This window comes from Nocardia flavorosea NBRC 108225, assembly GCF_001613385.1.
In the GTDB taxonomy this organism is placed as follows: domain Bacteria; phylum Actinomycetota; class Actinomycetes; order Mycobacteriales; family Mycobacteriaceae; genus Nocardia; species Nocardia flavorosea.
Map to the genome: position 1 here is coordinate 1 of NZ_BDCG01000021.1, position 18,584 is coordinate 18,584.

Genomic DNA, 18,584 nt, shown 5'->3' on the forward strand with positions numbered 1-18,584 from the left:
TAAAACACACCGATACGCTTGGATGCCCTTCGGTGGGGGCGTCCACAAATGCATCGGCTTGTACTTCGGTCAGATGGAAGTCAAGACCATCATGCACAACCTGTTGCTGACGCACGAATGGTCCGTGCCTGCCGGCTACACGTGGCAACTCGACTACACCGCTCTTCCGGTCCCCAGGGACGGGTTACCGGTTCGCCTGAAGAAGATCTGAGGCGTACTTGCTGGCGGGTGTTGGGCCGACTCGAGTCGGCCCCGCGGTTACCCCGCGCTTTCATCGCCGATATGACGTTGGCGTCGGGTGTACCGGCGCAGGACTGCTCGTGGAGCCGAATGGGTGTCGCCGGTCGAGTGGCCTTTCCCTGCCTGCTCAGCCGTCTGCTCGGGGGCATAGCGGAGCCCCTCGGGTGCAGTGGGCCGGGGTGCGGCGTTGTCACCGGTTGACTTGACGTTCTGACGACCGGTCATCGAGGGTTGGGTCACTGTTGTGGATTGCGTTCGGGGTAGTCCGTCGAGGAGGCCCTCCAGTTCGGTCCTGATGGTTGTCTCTCGCTGTGCATTGTGTTTCGTTGTGGGCCAAGAGAATTAGTCGTCTTCATAGCGGGCCGATGCGGCCGCTTCCGTGCTGTCGCTCGGGCGATCGTTGGTGTCGGTGCCGAACGTCGATGCCTCGCCGGACCGATTAGTCTGATGAACCTCTTTGTGGGGGTCAGGGGTTCGAGTCCCCTTAGCTCCACTTAAAACACCAAGTCAGGCCCGGTCTAATACCGGGCCTGACTTGTTTTATTTTGACCAACCCCCCGTTTACCCCCCGGTTTGGCCCCGAAATAGTGTTGACGATGGTTCTGCGCGCACTACAGACACTGGCGGACCTACCCGACCCCGGCCCGGGAAAAACATCCGGATCAGTGGTCGGCTGCGATCAATTGTTTACGGGTCCACCAAGCCGGTGGCCGCGGTCCTGCGGAGCCGCCGTACCCGGCCCACGGACAAGGCGACCGCGACCAGGAATGCCACCAACCCCCACCAGACATTCGCCTTGGTGACATTGAGGCCGAGGCCCGACACACCGGCTGTCCGGCCACCGTCGTGCCCGCTGATAACAGCGGCGCAGATCACCGCGATGAAACCGAGGACGAAAAGCCCCGCGACCAAGCGGAACGCGACCGTCGCCCGAGTTCGTTGCCGGCTCAGTGGCAGGTTGGCGAGCCGGTAAAGGACGAGCGCGGCAATAGGAAGCTGCATCGACCACACCAGCGTGCGGAACGATCCCTCATACCAGACGTTGGTGCCGTAGAGCAGCGTATGCCAGACACTCAGGGCGTAGACGACAATGATCGAAGCGTGCAGAGCCCGCCAGACGGCGGGGCGCAGCCAGCGGCGGGAATAGAAGGCCAGGCCGAGCGGTATGGCCAGATAGAGCGCCAGCAGTCCGATGAAAATGGCGACCTTTCCTGTTCCGCTGGGGTAGGCCGAGGGGACGAAGGTGTCGACGAATGCGCGCCACACCGATTCGGGGGTCCCCGCGGTTGCGGAATAGTCACGGACGAATTCGGCGAACAGCCAGGCGGCGTGGACGAACATCAATCCGATGGTCGTCAAACTGGTAGCGCGATGCCATTTCTCGATAGTGTGCTGTGGGACCGGCATCCACCTCGGGCTGCGACTGCTGCGCAGCAAGCCGAGGACGACAGTGATCCACGCCCAGAGCAGCCCGGTCCAGCCGAATGCTTGGCACATCCAGTACATCCAGTACTGTCCGGGGTCTGCCAGATCGGGCATGACGACAATGGTCGGCGAGGTACCGGTGGCGACGCGGTAATAGAGCCAGCCGAACACCGCGAGGGTGACGAGCAGGGCGATGGTGGCGTCGAGGCGGGCGGTGCGCAGATCCGCGCGGAGTTCGCGGGTATCGAATTTCTTGCGTGTTCTGACAGTAGTCATCGATGACTCGTATTCCTCTGATCGAGCCGGTCGTTCAAGGAGACCGGGAACCGGTGAGTTGCGAGCAGGCACGGTTCACCGTGTGCGGAGGCGTCACAGCCGGATCGGTGGCTGTCGCGCCCGGCAACGCGTATCCGGGCGCGACAGTGCCGAGGATGAAGTGGCCGTCACAGTAACCCGATGTTCCGCCCGCTGGCTGTTGTCAGCCGGTGTAGGACAGAAACATCGCCGCGGTCGCGGTGGCCATGACGGCCTGCATCGCACCACCGTGGCGGTGGGCCGGGTCGGTGGCCGCTTTTCCGCGGTAGCCGTGGGCGACCCAGATGGCGGCGACAGCGAGATAGACGAGTCCGATAGCCAGATTGAGGTACGCGGCCCAGGACGGTGGTTGCATTGTCATCGTTGTCGGCATCGCCATGGCGCCGTGGTGCCCGGCGTGCGCGGATCCGCCGCCGCCGGCCATCGATGTGCCACCGATCAGCGCGGAGTCCATGACCGCGTACATCCACACCATCGTCGCCATCATCCCCGCGTGGTAGATGTACTCGAGGTGGTGCTCGCGTTGTGCAACGAGTAGCGCGAGGGATACCACCGCGGCACCCGCGAACACCGTCATACCGGCGACTGTGGGGATATCCGTTGAAGGCGACCACACCATCGTGAGCATCGCCAGGGACATGAGGACGTGCAGGATGGCGGTGAGCCGGCCCGGTATCGACTCCGACCGTGCCGACAGTGCCGCCCAGTACACCGCCGTTACCGCGAACGCGGTGACAGCAGCCCATTTCAGGAAGGGGTCGGTGATCATGACGCGGCTCGCTTCCGGCGCCGGATGACCTCGCCGGCGACGACGTCGCCGAGAACGAACAAGCCCAGCGTCGCGCCGAACAGCGGAGCCACCCAGCCGACCGCCGCGAGCACGGCGACGGCGATCACCGCTTCGACAGGTCGCAGGCCGGTGAGTACCCCGCGCCGGGGCGCGGTGGGCCATCCACCGCGGGTAGGGCGTCGTTTCCACCACATTCGGTAGCCGCGGACGATAACGGTGATCAAGCCGATGACGAGCAGCGCCAGCACGATCTGGTTCGCGAGTCCGAACAACACTCCCATATGGGCGTCGATGGCCCAGCCGGTGAGTTTGGCGGTCAGCGGCCAGTCCGCGAATCTGCTCTCGTCGGTGATCGCACCGGTTCCGGCGTCGACGGCTACAGCGTCGAATCGGGTCGGGAAGTCACGTTTGCGTTCGTACACCTCCCAGGCGTCGCCCGGCTCGGCCGGTGGTTTCATCCACATCGGTGGTTGCAGGCCGGCGGCTCGGGCACTGTGCAGGACCGTGTCGGCTCCGGCGGTGAGTTCGCGCGGTGTACCGGTGCGGCTGTCGGCGGGCGGTAAGGTCGTTGTCACCGACGGTGTGGTCCAACTGAGTTGGGCGCGTAGCTGTTCGATGTGCTCCCCGGTGAACCGAGACCAGGTGAGCCCGGTGATCGACAGACCCAGCAGGCCGACCACGATCCAGATCCCGACCGTGCCGTGCCAGCTCAGAATACGATTCCGCGATCCTTTCGGGGTGCCGGCGCGATCCGGCAGGACCAGGCTCTTTCCGCCGCGCCGGCGGGCGCGGGCGATCCACATCGCGACCCCGCCCAGTGCGACCACCCACAGCCAGCTCGCCGCGACCTCGCTGTAGTACCGACCGGCTACGCCCAGGTGCAGGTTGCGATGCATCTCGTCGAACCAGGACCGAATCGGCAGCCACATACCGTAGGTGGTCAATGTGCCCTGTACCTGCGCCGTGTAGGGATTGACGAATACGGTGCGGGTGTAGTCGGACGGCACCTCGGGTGTCGTGAACGCTATCTGTGTCGTTTCGCTCGGCACCGTGGGCGGTTTCACACTGGTGATCGGGGCTTCGGGGTACACGGTGCGCGCGGCCGCTATCTGATCGGCCAGGGTGCGTGTCTGCGGTGCGTATTCGTCGACTGTCAACTCGTCGCGGAAAACGATTCCGTCGAGTTGCGGTGTCAGCGTATACAACAGGCCGGTGACGGCGGCGATCAGGATGAACGGCCCGGCGAGCATTCCTCCGTAGAAATGGAGGCGCAGCAGCAACGGTCGCCATCGCGCCCAGACACCCGGCTGTTGTTCCCAGGATTCGGGTGGTGGTTTCTCACTGCCGGCTGCGGGCGATTCCACGCCCGGCTCGTGCCGCTCCGACACCTGATCCGGCATCCTGCAATCCTCACTCTCCGGGCGCCCTCACTCACCCCTACTGCGGGTAGTCGGGCGGCCGGGGCCGAAAGTTCCCGCGGATCTGTGCGGCCTCCGAGAGAGACCGTGTCGATGGGGGCTACCTGCCATCGAAGCTGCGGTAGCACTCGGCGATTTCCCGGGCAACGGAAGAATCCGTCGTGGGCGGGCTATTGGGAATCTGTGCCGCCGGGGGACTTTCCGCCGCATGGTTGCGAGCAGTGGGAGTCACCACCGTCACAACAGGGAGGGCGATGATGGGACGGAGCGACGACGACCCGGCCGCGCGGTGGCTGCGAGAGACCGAGGCTGCTATGTGGAGCAACCAACGGTCCCATGGCCGCGGCCACCGCCGGCGGATCGAGCGCAAGTGCCGCGAAGGGGATGACCACGACGTGATTGCCGAACGCCCAGCCACGGTCACGTGCCTGCCGGCCGTTCACGACCTCGACCTGCCGGAACGGGTGTCCCGTGCTGGGCATATGCTGGTGAGCGCAGCTGGTTCGTCGTGCACTGTTGTGTCCGTGTGCGGCGTCGAGCCCGCCGGACGGCTGTCAGACGACACCGACCTGCAGGGCGAGAGGGAATCCGGTGGGAATCCGGGACTGTCCCGCAGCGGTGAGCGGGAGCGACCGCCGTCACAGAGCACTGGGTTCGTCCTGGGAAGCGACGGCGTAGTGCAGCTCGGGGTTCGATCCAGAGTCGGCCGAACGAGGTCGATGCCCGTGAGTCCGAAGACCTGCCGGTTGCGCCGGGTACGCCGTGCCCGGCGGACGTCGCCTCGTGGATTGGGCGCTACGCCGATATCGACGCATTCGGGAGAGTTCCTGGACGCGTAGTCGTCGTGCGCGCAACAACGGGGCGATGGCCGTTCATTGCCGACGACGGGTATGCATCTTGTCATCACTGCCGAGGTTCTCAGGACCAGTGTCCGCGGTCTATCGCAACGGTTGCGATCACAGTGGGTTCCGCCGAGGCGGCCGACCATCGGATCGAACGTCGTAGAAGGGAGGTCGGCCGGTGGAGAAGATGTATGCGGGTGCCCGGTTGCGGGTGTTGCGTGAGCAGCGGGGGTTGTCTCAGTCCGGGCTGGCCAAGGCGCTCGGGCTATCGCTGAGTTATGTCAATCAGTTGGAGAACGATCAGCGGCCTTTGACGGTGCCGGTGTTGATGCGGTTGACCTCGTCCTTCGATTTGGAGGTGGGTTTCTTCGCGCCGGAAACCGATGCGCGGTTGCTGGCGGATCTGCAGGAGGCATTCGCCGAGGATCCGGAAGCCGGTGCGGTGAGCAGCAGCGAACTCGACGATCTGCTCTCGCGGGCGCCGGCGGCGGCGCGGTTGCTCATCAGTCAGCACCGCCGGTTGCGTATCGCCAATGCCCAGTTCGAGCAGCTGACCGCCGGGCTGGAATCGCCGGTGGCCGATCCGCGGGCGGCGATGCCCTACGAGGATGTTCGCGATTTCTTCTATGACCGCCGCAATCACATCCCGGCTTTGGACGCCGCCGCCGAGACCCTGTTCGCCCGCAGGGGTTTCACGCTCGGTGGACTGGATCTGCAGCTGGCCCGTCTGCTGCACGAAGAACACGATGTGCAGGTTTTGATTCGTTCGGAAGACCCGGTCCGGCCCGGACCCAAACGCTTCTACGATCCGGAGAAGCGCACGCTCACCCTCGCGCGTCGGCTGACCGCCGGGCAGCGCGCGTTCCAATTGGCCACGCAGCTGGCGTTCCTCACCCAGTCGAGGGTGATCGAGGATCTGCTTGCCGAGACCGCTGCACTGCCGGCGGAATCGCGCCGGTTGTTGCGGATCGGGCTGGCCAATTACTTTGCCGGCGCGTTGATCTTGCCCTATGGGCGATTTCTGGCGGCGGCCGAGTCGTTGCGTTATGACATCGATCTGCTCGCCGCGCAGTTCGAGGTCGGCTTCGAAACCGTATGTCATCGGTTGTCGACCTTGCAGCGGCGTGGGCAGCGTGGTGTGCCGTTCTTCTTCGTCCGCACCGATCGAGCGGGCAATATCTCCAAACGGCAGTCCGCTACAGCCTTTCATTTCTCTCGTGCCGGGGGAAGTTGCCCGTTGTGGGTGGTTCACGATGCGTTCGCGACGCCCGGCCGGATCCGCACGCAGATCGCGGAGATGCCGGACGGGCGAACCTATCTGTGGCTGGCGCGGACGACGGGCGAGAGCAGCCCGGGCTATCTTGCGCCTTCGCGAGATTTCGGGGTCGGGCTCGGATGTGATCTCGCCTACGCCGACAAACTGGTCTATTCCCAGGGGCTTCCCCTGCACGATGCGTCCGCTGCTGTTCCGATCGGAGCCGGCTGCCGGGTATGCGAACGGGCGGCCTGTCCGCAACGGGCGTTCCCGCAGATCGGGCGGCCACTCGCCGCCGACGAGAACCGGCCGGCGACCACCCCGTACGCGCCGGCAGCCGCCGAGGGCTGAAGCCGCCCGCATCGGGGTGGCCGGTCCGGTCCGGACCATCGCCCCGCCTCGTGTTGCGCCGAGTGCTGCGGCGGCTTCCATTGGTCTTCCGACGTTTCCACAAACTCCACAACTTTGCAGTTCAGGATCCACACAATACGCATTTGCGACGGATTCCGGCCGCTCGGTCGCGTCAGTAGCGTGCGAATCGAAGCGAATCGCATCGACCTCTGGAGGCCTAGGACTGTGAAGAATCATCTCGTCCGTACCCATCGTTCCGCGGAGCATTTCCCCCGCGAGCAGCATCTGGCATGGCGGATCGCAGAGGTCGCGACGGATCCGGTGGAGGTGGCCCCGGAGACCGAGGAGATGATCGTCAACCGGATCATCGACAACGCCGCGGTTGCGGCGGCGTCGGTGACGCGGCGCCCGGTGGCCAATGCGCGCGCCCAGGCGCTCGCGCATCCGTACAGTTCCGGCGCGACGGTATTCGGTGTGGACGGCCGGTTCTCTCCGGAGTGGGCGGCGTGGGCCAACGGTGTCGCCGTCCGTGAACTGGATTTCCACGACACCTTTCTGGCCGCCGAATACTCGCATCCGGGCGATAACATCCCGTCGATTCTGGCGGTGGCCCAGCACGCCGGTCGCAGCGGTCGCGAGCTGATCCGCGGCCTGGCCACCGGCTACGAAATCCAGGTCGATCTGGTCCGGTCCATCTGCCTGCACGAACACAAGATCGACCATGTTGCTCATCTCGGGCCGTCCGCGGCCGCCGGTATCGGCACCCTGCTGGGCCTGGACACCGAGACCATCTACCAGGCCGTCGGTCAGGCTCTGCACACCACCACCGCGACCCGGCAGTCCCGCAAGGGCGAGATCTCGAGCTGGAAGGCCTACGCTCCCGCGTTCGCCGGGAAGATGGCCGTCGAAGCGGTGGACCGGGCGCTGCGCGGGGAGGGCGCCCCGTCGCCGATCTGGGAGGGCGAGGACGGGGTGATCGCCTGGTTACTGGGTGGTCCGAAGGCGGAGTACTCGGTGCCGCTGCCCGGGCCGGGTGAGGCCAAGCGGGCGATTCTCGACACCTACACCAAGGAGCATTCGGCCGAATACCAGAGCCAGGCGCCTATCGACCTGGCCCGGCGGCTGCGCGACCGGATCGGTGATCTGGAGCAGATCGCCTCGATCGTGCTGCACACCAGTCACCACACTCACGTGGTCATCGGCACCGGCTCGAACGATCCGCAGAAGTTCGATCCCACGGCCTCGCGGGAAACCCTGGACCACTCGGTGCCCTACATCTTCGCTGTTGCCTTGCAGGACGGTACCTGGCATCACGAGCACTCCTACGCTCCGGAGCGCGCGCAGCGTCCGGACACCGTGGAGCTGTGGCGCAAGATCTCCACCGCCGAGGATCCGGAGTGGACCCGCCGCTACCACTCGACCGACCCGGCGGAGAAGGCGTTCGGCGCCCGCGCCGAGGTCACTCTGAAGAGCGGTGAGGTGATCGTGGACGAACTTGCCATCGCCGACGCGCACCCACTGGGCGCCCGTCCCTTCGCCCGTGATCAGTACATCGCCAAGTTCCGCACCCTCGCCGAGGGCGTCGTCGAGCCCGCCGAGCAGGACCGCTTCCTCGAGGTGGTCCAGCGTGCGGGCGAGCTGTCCGCGGGTGAGTTGTCGGAGCTCACCTTCACCGTCTCGCCGGATGTGCTCGCCCGCGCGCCCCGTTCCCCGAAGGGACTCTTCTGATGGCAGGCCTACTCGCTGCCTCCACCTCGGCCGCCGATAAGCGCGCGGCCTTCCGCGCCGGCCTCGAATCCGGCCACATCCAGCGATTGCCCGGCGCCTTCAATCCGCTGGTCGCGAAACTGATCCAGGAGATCGGTTTCGAAGGGGTCTACGTCTCCGGCGCGGTGCTCTCCGCCGAGCTCGGGCTGCCCGATATCGGCCTGACCACCCTGACGGAGGTCTCCGGCCGCGGGCACCAGATCGCCCGGGTCACCGATCTGCCGGTGCTGATCGATGCCGACACCGGATTCGGTGAGCCGATGAGCGCCGCGCGTACGGTGACGGTGCTCGAGGATGCCGGGATCGCGGGCTGTCACCTCGAAGATCAGGTCAACCCCAAGCGGTGCGGTCACCTCGACGGCAAAGCCGTGGTGCCGGCCGACGAGATGGTCCGCCGGCTGCGGGCGGCGGTATCGGCCCGCCGTGATCCGAACTTCGTGATCTGCGCGCGGACCGACGCGGCGGGTATCGAAGGTATCGATGCGGCCATCGAGCGGGCCAGAGCCTATGCCGAGGCGGGCGCGGATCTCATTTTCACCGAAGCGCTGCACACCGCGGATGACTTCGAGAAATTCCGTACCGCGGTGGACACGCCGCTGCTGGCGAATATAACCGAATTCGGGAAATCCGAACTGCTGTCGGCCGTGACACTGGATAAGATCGGCTACAACGCGATCATCTACCCGGTTTCGACGCTTCGCCTGGCTATGCATGCCGCGGAAGCGGGGCTACGCGAAATTCACGCGGAGGGAACGCAATCCGGTCTGCTGGACCGGATGCAGCACCGCAGCCGCCTCTACGAGCTTCTGCAGTACGAGCGCTACAACGAATTCGATTCGGATATCTTCAATTTCACTCTGGGGAGGAACCAGTGACGAATCCGGCTGTGGTGAGCGATCCGGTGAAGGGTGCCGATCGGTCGTCCGAGATCCCGACCATCTACAAAGGTTTGGCAGGCGTCGTCGTCGATACCACGTCGATTTCGAAGGTGGTGCCGGAGACCAATTCGCTGACCTACCGTGGTTACGCTGTCCAGGATCTGGCTGCCAGGTGCAGTTTCGAACAGGTCGCCTATCTGTTGTGGTACGGCGAGCTGCCCACCGACGCCGAACTCGAACGGTTCCAGCAGCAGGAGCGGGCGTCGCGACGGGTCGACCGGTCGCTGTTGTCGCTGGTGGCGAAGATGCCCGATACCTGCCACCCGATGGATGTGGTGCGTACCGCGATCAGCTATCTGGGCGCGGAAGACGCTACCGAGGACGACAACTCGGTCAAGGCGAATCGCGCCAAGGCACTGCGGATGTTCGCCGTATTGCCGACCATTGTCGCGGCCGATCACCGCCGGCGCCGCGGTCTGGACCCGATCGCCCCGCATTCCCATATGGGCTATGCGGAGAATTTCCTGAACATGTGCTTCGGCAAGGTGCCGGCGCCGGAGCTGGTGAAGGCATTCGAGGTTTCGCTGATCCTCTATGCCGAACACAGCTTCAATGCCTCGACCTTCGCGGCACGGGTGGTCACCTCGACACTGTCGGATATCTACAGCGCCGTCACCGCCGCCATCGGGGCACTCAAGGGTCCGTTGCACGGTGGCGCCAACGAGGCCGTGATGCACCATATGCTCGAGATCGGCGATCCCGGCCTGGCCGAACAGTGGCTGCGCAACAAGCTTGCCGCCAAGGAAAAGGTGATGGGCTTCGGCCACCGGGTCTACAAGCGCGGCGATTCCCGGGTCCCCACCATGAAGCAGGCCTTCCTGGATCTCGCCGCTGTCACCGACGGGCAGAAGTGGGTGCAGATGTACGAGATCCTGGAAAAGACGATGGACGATGCCACCGGGATCAAACCGAATCTCGATTTCCCTACGGGGCCGGCCTATTACCTGCTCGGTTTCGATATCGAAGTATTCACGCCGATCTTCGTGATGAGCCGGATCACCGGCTGGACGGCCCACATCATCGAACAGGGTGAGGCGAACGCGCTGATCCGGCCGCTGAGCGAATACGTCGGCGTACCGCAGCGCCCGGTCGTGGCTTGACGCTGCGATATCCCGCTCATCGACGGCTCGCACCCCGGGTGCCGACCGTCGATTCCGTCCCGGCGCGGCGACATGCCCCGCCCGAATCCGATGAGGTCTCGGGCTGACCGGCGACAAGGCGCGGGCGGTGCCGGGTCCGCCGCAGGACGCGCGTTCCCGGTAACGTCCTGCGCGGTGCAGGGAACACCGGTGCGAATCCGGGGCTGTCCCGCAACTGTCACCGAGGAGCGATCCGCCATTCAGTGGCCACGACCTACCCGGGTCGGAAGGCCGGCGGGGATGCGTCGATCCGGGAGCCAGGACACCTGCGCCACGGTATCGGGTGACACCCACGAGGATGGCGATGAACAACTCCCCAACTGGTCGGGCAGTGCTCGGCCGCCGACGACTGCTGGCAACCGGCGCGGGCCTGCTCGGCCTGACCGCTCTGGGCGGCGTGCCACTGCTCACGGCCTGCGGCACAGCGGGCGGGCCCTCCGGGCCACCGTCCGGCCCACCACAACCGGGCGGCCGGCTGCGGTCGTTGATCGCGGGGCGGTCCGCGACCTCCGATGTGCTGGACCCGCATGAGGCGGGCAGCTCGGCCGGCGGTGCGGTATCGAAGAACGTCTGGGACAAGCTGGTCGCCTACAACAACGACCTCACCCTGCGGTACCGCCTGGCCCGGGCCTTGGAACCGAATGCCGACGGCAGCGTGTGGCGGATCAGCCTGCGGCCGGGCGTCGTGTTCAGCGACGGCACTCCGCTGACCTCCCGCGATGTGTTGTGGAGCTTCGAGCGGATGCTCGACCCGGCGCGGGCTTCGGCCGGTGATCTGGCGATGGTCGATATGGCACGGATCAAGGCGGACGGCGAGCTCGACGTGCTGGTCGCGATGAAAACACCGATCGCGGATTTCGGGTCGGTGCTCGCGGGGTGGTACTGCTATGTAGTCAAGGACGGCACCACAGCGTTCGACCAGCGCACCCTGCCGGTGGGCACGGGGCCGTTCGCGCTGGCCGCCTGGTCTCCCGGCGACCGCACGCTACTGCGCCGCAACGACCGCCACTGGGACGGACCGGCCCTGCTGGACGAGGTCGAGATCATCCAGATCGCCGAGACCGAGGCCCGGATGAACGCCTTCCTCTCCGGTGAGGGCGACGTGGTGCACGAGATGAGCTATCTGCAGGCCCGGAATCTGGAGAACGACCCCGCCGCGACGGTGTACGTACCGCCCGAGGGGCTGATGGGGTGCTTCCAGATGCGCACCGATCTGGCCCCGTTCGATGATGTGCGGGTCCGCCAGGCGATGCGGCTGGCCGTGGACCGGCAGGCGATGGTCGATGCCGTCTACTACGGGTACGGCGAGGTCGGCAACGATCTCTACGGCAAGGGCGCGCCGTACTACAACGACACCCTCCCGCAGCGCAGCTACGACCCGCAGCGTGCCCGGGAACTGCTGCGGGCCGCGGGCAAGGAAAACCTCGAGGTCACCTTGGTGACCGCCGACGGTATGCCGGGCATGGTGGAATCGGCCACCCTCTATGCCGAACAGGCGAAGGCCGCGGGCATCACCGTCCGGCTCGAATCCGCCCCCGCCGATACCTACTTCTCCCAGGTTTCCGGTAAACGCGCGCTCACGCATGTGGGGTGGTGGAACTACAGCCTGGACTATTTCTACGGCCAGACCGGCACCAGTACCTCCCCGAGTAACAGCACCGCGTGGCGGCGACCCGCGTGGGACGCGAAGTTCGCCCAGGCCCGGGCCGCCATGAACCCCGAGCGGCGCCGCGAACTGTATTTCGAACTCCAGGACGAGCTGTGGCGGGAAGGCGGGCTCATCCTGCACAGCTTCGCCAAACGCCCCGACGCTGCCCGCAATACCGTCGGTGGGATGCGCGCCGGGGTTCCGGGTACCGATGACTGGGCGAACTACGCCACCACCTGGATCGCTGCGCAGGGCTGACGCGTGCTGCGGTATTTCGTCGGCCGCGCAGCTGCCGGGGCAGGTGTGCTGGCCGTGGTCACGGTGCTGGTCTTCGGTCTGTTCGAACTGCTGGATTCCGATGCGGCGGTGGTGGTGCTGTCGCGGCGCGGCGCCGGCGATCCGTCACCGGAACAGTTGGCGGTGCTGCGCGCCGAACTGGGCCTGGATCGGCCGGCGCCGGTCCGGTTCTTCGAGTGGCTCGCCGGTTTCCTACGCGGTGATCTCGGTGATTCGCTGGTCTCCGGCCGTCCGGTGGCCGAGGTGCTGTTCGACCGATTGTCCAACAGCGCTGCGCTGGCACTGCTCACGATCGTGCTGCTGATCCCGCTGGCGCTGGGGCTGGGACTGCTGGCCGGCGCCCGGCCGGGGTCGCGGACGGACCGGGTGGTCAGCGCCGGTGCGCTGGCCGTCGAATCGGTGCCGCCGTTCATCACCGGGGTCCTGCTGGTGGCGATCACCGCGCTGTCGCTACGGCTGCTGCCCGCGGTTTCGCTGGTTCCCACCGGCACCAGCGTGTGGGATCGGCCCGAAGTGCTGGTGCTGCCCGTGATCTGTCTGCTGGCGGGCCTGTCACCGCACCCTGTGCGGATCGTGCGCGCGCAGACCGCCGAGGTTACCGCGACCGAATACATCCGCACCGCACGACTCAACGGTGTCGGCGGGTTCCGGTTGGCGTGGCGGCATATCGCGCCCAATGCGGTATCCGCATCCATCCATCCGCTCGCCGGGTCGGTGGTGGGCCTGATCGGCGGTATCGCGGTCGTGGAAACCCTCTTCTCCTATCCCGGCGTATCCAAGGAACTGTTGATCGCGATCGCGGCGCGCGATTACCCGTTCGTCCAGTCCGCCGCCGTACTGCTGGCGGCATTCGGGATCGTCGTCTACCTGCTCGCGGACCTGCTCGCCCTGCTGATCAGCCCGCGCGCCCGGACACTGGTGGGGGCGGGGCGATGGTGAAGAGAACCGGTTGGGCACTTGTCCTCACGGGGATTCTGAGTGTGGTCGCGCTCGGGCCCTTCGTCGCCCCGTATTCGCCCACGGCCTCGGTCGCGGCACCGTACCGGCCGCCCGGCCCGGGGCATCTGCTCGGCACCGATGTCGTGGGCCGAGACGTGCTGTCCCGTCTGCTGCACGGCGGTTGGTCGCTGGTCAGTATCTCGGCCCTGTCGCTGGTGATCGCCTATGCGCTGGGGCTGACACTGGGTCTGCTGGCCGGTCTGCGGTCACGGGTGGATCCGTGGATCATGCGGCCGGTGGACGCGATCGTGGTCATCCCGTGGTTCCTGGTGCTGGCGGTGACGGCCACCGCGCTCGGCCCGGGAGCGGCGGCGGTACTGCTGACTTCCTCCTTGGCTGCCGCGCCGTGGATCGCGCGGATCGTCCGCACCGCGGTGCACGATATCGCCGGTGCGGGCTATGTGGAGTCGGCCCGGGCCCGGGGTGAACCGCTGTGGCGGATCGCCGTGGTCGAGATCCTGCCCAATCTGCGTGGTGTGGTGCTGGCTGATGCCGGGGTGCGGTTGTCGGGGGTTATCTCGGTCGTGGCGGTCGGTGGATTCCTCGGACTCGGTTTGCGCTCACCGGCACCCGACTGGGCACTGATGATCACCGAGAACCGTCCCGGATTCGGTATGCAACCGTGGTCCGTACTCGCCCCGGCGTTGCTGATCATGGTTCTGGTGGTCTCGGTCAATATGCTCAGCGACCGGGTGATCGCACCGCCCCGCCGCCGCAACAGCACGGCGGCACCGCAACCGGATACCGGCGAAGGATTGCGCGCCGAGCAGCTCACCGTCCGGGCCGACGCCGGACGTGTGCTGCTCGAGGAGGTTTCCGTGCGGCTGGCCCCGGGGCGAGGGCTGGCGGTCATCGGGCCGTCCGGCGCCGGGAAGACGACCTTCGTCTCGGCCGTGCTCGGCGCGCTGCCGCCGGGACTGTCGGCCTCGGGCACAGTCACCATCGGCCGGAGCGGGCGGCTCCGCCGGGCGGTCGGATTCGTACCGCAGGATCCGGCGGCCGGCCTCAACCCGGCGCTGCGGATCGGTACCTCGATCGCCGAGATCATCCGGGCGAGCGGACTCGAACGGACCGGCGACGATGTGACGGCCGCTCTGCGCCGGGTGGGCCTGCCCGGCGACCGTGCGTTCCGTCGCCGGTTTCCGCACGAGTTGTCCGGGGGACAGCAGCAGCGGGTTCTGTTGGCCATGGCCATGATCGGCGACCCCGCAGTGGTCGTCCTCGACGAGCCCACGACCGGACTCGACCTGCGGGCCCGTGTCGATCTCGTCGAGATGCTGAACGCGGTACGCCGGGATGCGGCCACCTCATTCGTGATCATCACCCACGATCTCCCCGGCATCACACCGCTCGTCGATGATGTGCTCGAATTGGACGCTGGCCGCGTGGTTTCCTACCGGCCGATAAGTGACTCCGACAGCCGAGCGGCGGCGGTCACGGTGCGGAAACCACAGTGCTCCGGCCGAGAGCCGATTCTGCAGGTGGAAGCGCTGACGGTCGCGTATCGCTCACGCAACATCGTCGACAGCATCTCCTTCGACCTGGCACCCGGCTCCTGCCTCGCGCTCACCGGGGTTTCCGGAGCGGGTAAAACCACCGTGGCCCGGGCATTGACCGGCCTGCACCCGGCGGCAAGCGGCACCATCCGGTTGGACGGGACAGTCCTGCCACCCGGTACCGATGAACGCACGACACCGCACCGTCGCGCACTGCAATTGATCCCGCAGAACCCGGCCACCGCGCTGAACCCGGCCCACCGAATCGGCACCCAGATCCGCCGGCCACTGACCCTGCTACGCGGAATGGAAACCACCACAGCCGACCTCGAGGTGTCTCGCCTGCTGACCGAGGTCGGCCTGGACCCGGACCTGGCCACCCTCCGCCCCGGAGAACTCTCCGGCGGGCAACAGCAGCGAGTAGCCCTCGCCCGCGCCCTGGCCGCCGACCCGCAGATCCTGATCTGTGACGAGATCACCGCCTCCCTCGACGCGAAGTCCCAGCAGACAGTGATCGATCTACTCGACCAGCTCCGCCGCGGTGGGCTCGCGCTCCTGGTCGTCAGTCACCAGAGCGCGGTGCTGGACCAGTTGGCCGACGTTGTCCTGGATCTGGACGATCCCGACCCCATTGTGCGGGAGGTGACTGCGCGTGCGGCCGGTTGAGATCGGCTCGGCGGTGGCAACCACCGCCGAGGCGCGGTATCCGCACGCGTGGGGCAACAGCATGAGGTTCGGGTTGATCTCCCATACCGCGGTCCTTCCTGCCGCGATCGCGCAACGGACAACGCGCATCCGGCTGAGTCTGCATCGCCGAGAACCGGCTGAATTCCCGCCGTGGCTGTTGCGACCTGGGCCCGCTACGGGGTGGCTGTCGAGTGCTCCCCACCGGATGTGAGGTGACCGTCTTTCGCGATCCGATCGGAGTTGGCTATATTTGTCGGCGCAGCTGGTTCGCCGGAGGCGGAGTCGAGGAGCCCCTGATCCGTCCGACGGCGTCGAAGCTCGGTGGTGCTCGCATCGCCGAGTGAGAGGGAACCCGGTTAAAATCCGGGACTGTCCCGCAGCGGTGAGTGGGAACGACAGCCGTCACCCGCACTGGGCGCCTGCCTGGGAAGCGACGGTCGGTAGGACCAGCCCCGGGCCTCGAGCGCCGGGGCCGACCCGGTCGAGGGTCGATGCCCACGAGTCCGAAGACCTGCCCGTTGTACCGGATACGCCGTATCCGGTGGTCGTCGCCTCGTGGATCAGGCGTACGCCGAGCGGACCCGGGCACGGGAACGATGCTTTTTGGGCTCCATCAGCGTGCGCTCTGTATGGGTGGCGGTCGTTGCTGCCGACAATGGAGTTCATTGATGTCGAACCCGCACACTACGTTTTCCGCAACCGTGCTGGGGCTACCGCGTATCGGCCCCAACAGGGAGCTCAAACGCGCTACCGAGTCTTACTGGGCTGGGCGCCTCGATGCCGAGGGCTTGCACGCTGTCGCGGCGGACCTGCGCACCACGCAACTGACCGCGGCGCGTGACGCCGGGCTGGATTCGGTGCCGGTGGGCACGTTTTCCTATTACGATCAGGTGCTCGATACCGCCGTGCTGCTCGGTGCGTTGCCCGAGCGGGTGTCGGGGATCGCCGACGAGCTGGATCGCTACTTCGCGGCCGCTCGTGGCAACGCCGAGGTTGCTCCGCTGGAGATGACCAAGTGGTTCGACACCAACTACCACTACCTGGTGCCCGAACTCGCCGCGGACACCGCGTTCTCCCTGCATCCGGAGAAGCCGCTGGCCGAGTTGCGCGAAGCGCTGGCTCTGGGCGTACCGGCCCGCCCGGTCGTTATCGGCCCGATCACCTTTCTGAAGCTGGCCAAGTCGGTGGACGGCAGCGACCTGCTCGAGCGGCTGCCCGATCTGCTTCCCCTCTACGCGCAGCTGCTCGGCTTGCTCGCCGAGGCCGGTGCGCAGTGGGTGCAGATCGATGAGCCGTCGCTGGTGACCGACCTCACCGAGGCCGAGCTGGCGGCCGTGCGTTCCACCTACCAGCAGCTGTCGCGGGTGCCGGCGCGCCCGGCCGTTCTGGTGGCCGCCTACTTCGGCCGACTGGGGGTGGCGCTGCCGGTGCTGGCGGAGACCGGCATCGAGGGTATCGCCGTCGACCTCGTCGCCGGTGGCGATGCGGACGTGGCGGTGGCGCAGTCGCTCACGGACAAGCTGATCGTGGCGGGTGTCGTCGACGGTCACAACATCTGGCGGGTCGACCCCGATCACGCGCTGCCACAGCTGACCGGGCTGCGCGATGCCGGGGTGCCGGTGGCCGTGTCGAGCTCGTGCTCGCTGCTGCACGTGCCCTACAGCCTCGCGCCCGAGACCGATCTGGACGAACGGCTACGCAACTGGCTGGCGTTCGGCGAGGAGAAGATCGCCGAAATCCGGGTGCTGGCCACCGCACTCGCCGAGGGTGAGGAGGCGGTCGCGGAGGCTCTCGAGATCGCTCGCACGGCCGTGGCCGCTCGCTTGGCCGACCCGCGGCTGCGGGTCGAGTCGGTGCGTGCGCGCCTGGCCGCACTGGACGCCGACGCCGTGCGCCGCACCCCGGCCGACGAACGTCGCGTACTGCAGCAGCAGCGGCTGAACCTGCCGCTGCTGCCGACCACCACCATCGGCTCCTACCCGCAGACGAGCCGCATCCGCGTGGCCCGCGCGCAGCTGCGCCGAGGCGAAATCGACCAGACCGAATACGACACGCGGATGCGTGCCGAGATCGCCGAGGTCATCGCGTTGCAGGAGGAGATCGGTCTCGACGTGCTCGTGCACGGTGAGCCCGAGCGCAACGATATGGCGCAGTACTTCGCCGAGCAGCTCGACGGCTTCGCCGCGACGATCAACGGCTGGGTGCAGTCCTACGGCACGCGGTGCGTGCGGCCGCCGATCGTCTACGGCGATGTGGTCCGTCCCCGGGTCATGACCGTCGACTGGATCACCTACGCGCAGTCGCTGACCAGCAGGCCGGTCAAGGGCATGCTGACCGGGCCGGTCACCATCCTGGCGTGGTCGTTCATCCGTGACGATCAGCCGCTGTCCGACACCGCCCGCCAGATCGCGTTGGCGATCCGGGACGAGACGGTGGACCTCGAGACGGCCGGTATCGGCATCATCCAGGTCGACGAGCCCGCGCTGCGCGAACTGCTGCCGCTGCGCAAAGCCGACCAGGCCGCCTACCTGGACTGGGCGGTCGAGGCGTTCCGGCTCTCGACCTCCGGCGTCGCCGATACCACCCAGATCCACACCCACCTGTGCTACTCGGAGTTCGGTGAGGTCATCGGGGCCATCGCGGGTCTGGATGCCGACGTCACCTCGATCGAAGCGGCGCGCTCGCATATGGAGGTGCTCGACGACCTCAACGCGGCCGGGTTCGGCCTGGGTGTGGGCCCAGGTGTCTACGACATCCACTCACCACGCGTGCCCGGCACCGAGGAGATCGAGAAGTCGCTCGAGCTCGCGCTGAAAGCCGTTCCGGCCGAACGGCTGTGGGTCAATCCGGACTGCGGTCTGAAGACCCGCCGCACCGACGAGGTCATCGCCTCGCTGCGCAATCTCGTCGCGGCGGCCCAGGCGCTGCGCTGATTTTGTGACCGGGGCGCCCGCACGTGCGGGCGCCCCGGTTTCCC

Annotated in this window: 12 protein-coding genes and 3 riboswitches; of the genes, 9 read left to right on the forward strand and 3 right to left on the reverse strand. The window is 66.8% G+C overall.

Annotated elements, in window-relative coordinates; genetic code table 11:
- The coding region (locus tag NFL01S_RS26675; protein ID WP_157116971.1) for a cytochrome P450 at positions 1-211 on the forward strand (211 nt) is incomplete at its 5' end.
- A 716-nt stretch (positions 212-927) separates the two neighbouring features.
- Here the strand turns inward: NFL01S_RS26675 and NFL01S_RS26680 are convergent.
- From NFL01S_RS26680 to NFL01S_RS26690, 3 genes are all read right to left on the reverse strand, one after another.
- Positions 928-1,941 carry a ferric reductase-like transmembrane domain-containing protein gene (locus tag NFL01S_RS26680; RefSeq protein WP_062979074.1) on the reverse strand — a complete coding sequence of 338 codons (1,014 nt, stop codon included), beginning with the start codon at positions 1,939-1,941 and terminating at the stop codon, positions 928-930.
- Positions 1,942-2,143: 202 nt separating this feature from the next.
- The gene (locus NFL01S_RS26685) at positions 2,144-2,749 is read right to left on the reverse strand and encodes a DUF5134 domain-containing protein (protein ID WP_062979075.1); all 606 of its coding nucleotides are present in this window, start codon (positions 2,747-2,749) and stop codon (positions 2,144-2,146) included.
- The gene (locus NFL01S_RS26690; RefSeq protein ID WP_084493288.1) at positions 2,746-4,170 is read right to left on the reverse strand and encodes a PepSY-associated TM helix domain-containing protein; all 1,425 of its coding nucleotides are present in this window, start codon (positions 4,168-4,170) and stop codon (positions 2,746-2,748) included. The genes NFL01S_RS26685 and NFL01S_RS26690 overlap by 4 nt, the downstream gene beginning before the upstream one ends.
- Before the next feature lie 599 nt (positions 4,171-4,769).
- Positions 4,770-4,929: riboswitch (cobalamin riboswitch) on the forward strand.
- Between the two features lie 279 nt (positions 4,930-5,208).
- Here NFL01S_RS26690 and NFL01S_RS26695 point away from each other — a divergent pair.
- From NFL01S_RS26695 to metE, 8 genes are all read left to right on the forward strand, one after another.
- On the forward strand, positions 5,209-6,636 hold the full coding sequence (locus NFL01S_RS26695) for a short-chain fatty acyl-CoA regulator family protein (protein WP_174555729.1): 1,428 nt from the start codon (positions 5,209-5,211) through the stop codon (positions 6,634-6,636).
- Between the two features lie 225 nt (positions 6,637-6,861).
- Positions 6,862-8,364, forward strand: coding sequence for a 2-methylcitrate dehydratase PrpD (gene prpD / locus NFL01S_RS26700; RefSeq protein ID WP_062979076.1), 1,503 nt, complete (start codon positions 6,862-6,864; stop codon positions 8,362-8,364).
- Complete coding sequence (prpB, locus tag NFL01S_RS26705) at positions 8,364-9,278, forward strand: methylisocitrate lyase (protein ID WP_062979077.1); 915 nt, start codon at positions 8,364-8,366, stop codon at positions 9,276-9,278. The genes prpD and prpB overlap by 1 nt, the downstream gene beginning before the upstream one ends.
- Positions 9,275-10,441, forward strand: a complete 1,167-nt coding sequence (locus tag NFL01S_RS26710; protein WP_371851865.1) for a bifunctional 2-methylcitrate synthase/citrate synthase — start codon at positions 9,275-9,277, stop codon at positions 10,439-10,441. The genes prpB and NFL01S_RS26710 overlap by 4 nt, the downstream gene beginning before the upstream one ends.
- Before the next feature lie 150 nt (positions 10,442-10,591).
- A riboswitch (cobalamin riboswitch) is annotated at positions 10,592-10,768 on the forward strand.
- Between the two features lie 16 nt (positions 10,769-10,784).
- Entirely contained in the window at positions 10,785-12,386 is a 1,602-nt protein-coding gene (locus NFL01S_RS26715) for an ABC transporter substrate-binding protein (protein WP_062979298.1), read from the forward strand.
- 3 nt (positions 12,387-12,389) lie between these two features.
- The gene (locus tag NFL01S_RS26720; RefSeq protein WP_063916052.1) at positions 12,390-13,364 is read left to right on the forward strand and encodes an ABC transporter permease; all 975 of its coding nucleotides are present in this window, start codon (positions 12,390-12,392) and stop codon (positions 13,362-13,364) included.
- On the forward strand, positions 13,358-15,586 hold the full coding sequence (locus NFL01S_RS26725) for an ABC transporter ATP-binding protein/permease (protein ID WP_062979078.1): 2,229 nt from the start codon (positions 13,358-13,360) through the stop codon (positions 15,584-15,586). The genes NFL01S_RS26720 and NFL01S_RS26725 overlap by 7 nt, the downstream gene beginning before the upstream one ends.
- A 332-nt stretch (positions 15,587-15,918) precedes the next feature.
- Positions 15,919-16,140, forward strand: a riboswitch (cobalamin riboswitch).
- 135 nt (positions 16,141-16,275) lie between these two features.
- Positions 16,276-18,540 carry a 5-methyltetrahydropteroyltriglutamate--homocysteine S-methyltransferase gene (gene metE / locus NFL01S_RS26730; RefSeq protein WP_062979079.1) on the forward strand — a complete coding sequence of 755 codons (2,265 nt, stop codon included), beginning with the start codon at positions 16,276-16,278 and terminating at the stop codon, positions 18,538-18,540.
- Positions 18,541-18,584 lie beyond the last annotated feature (44 nt).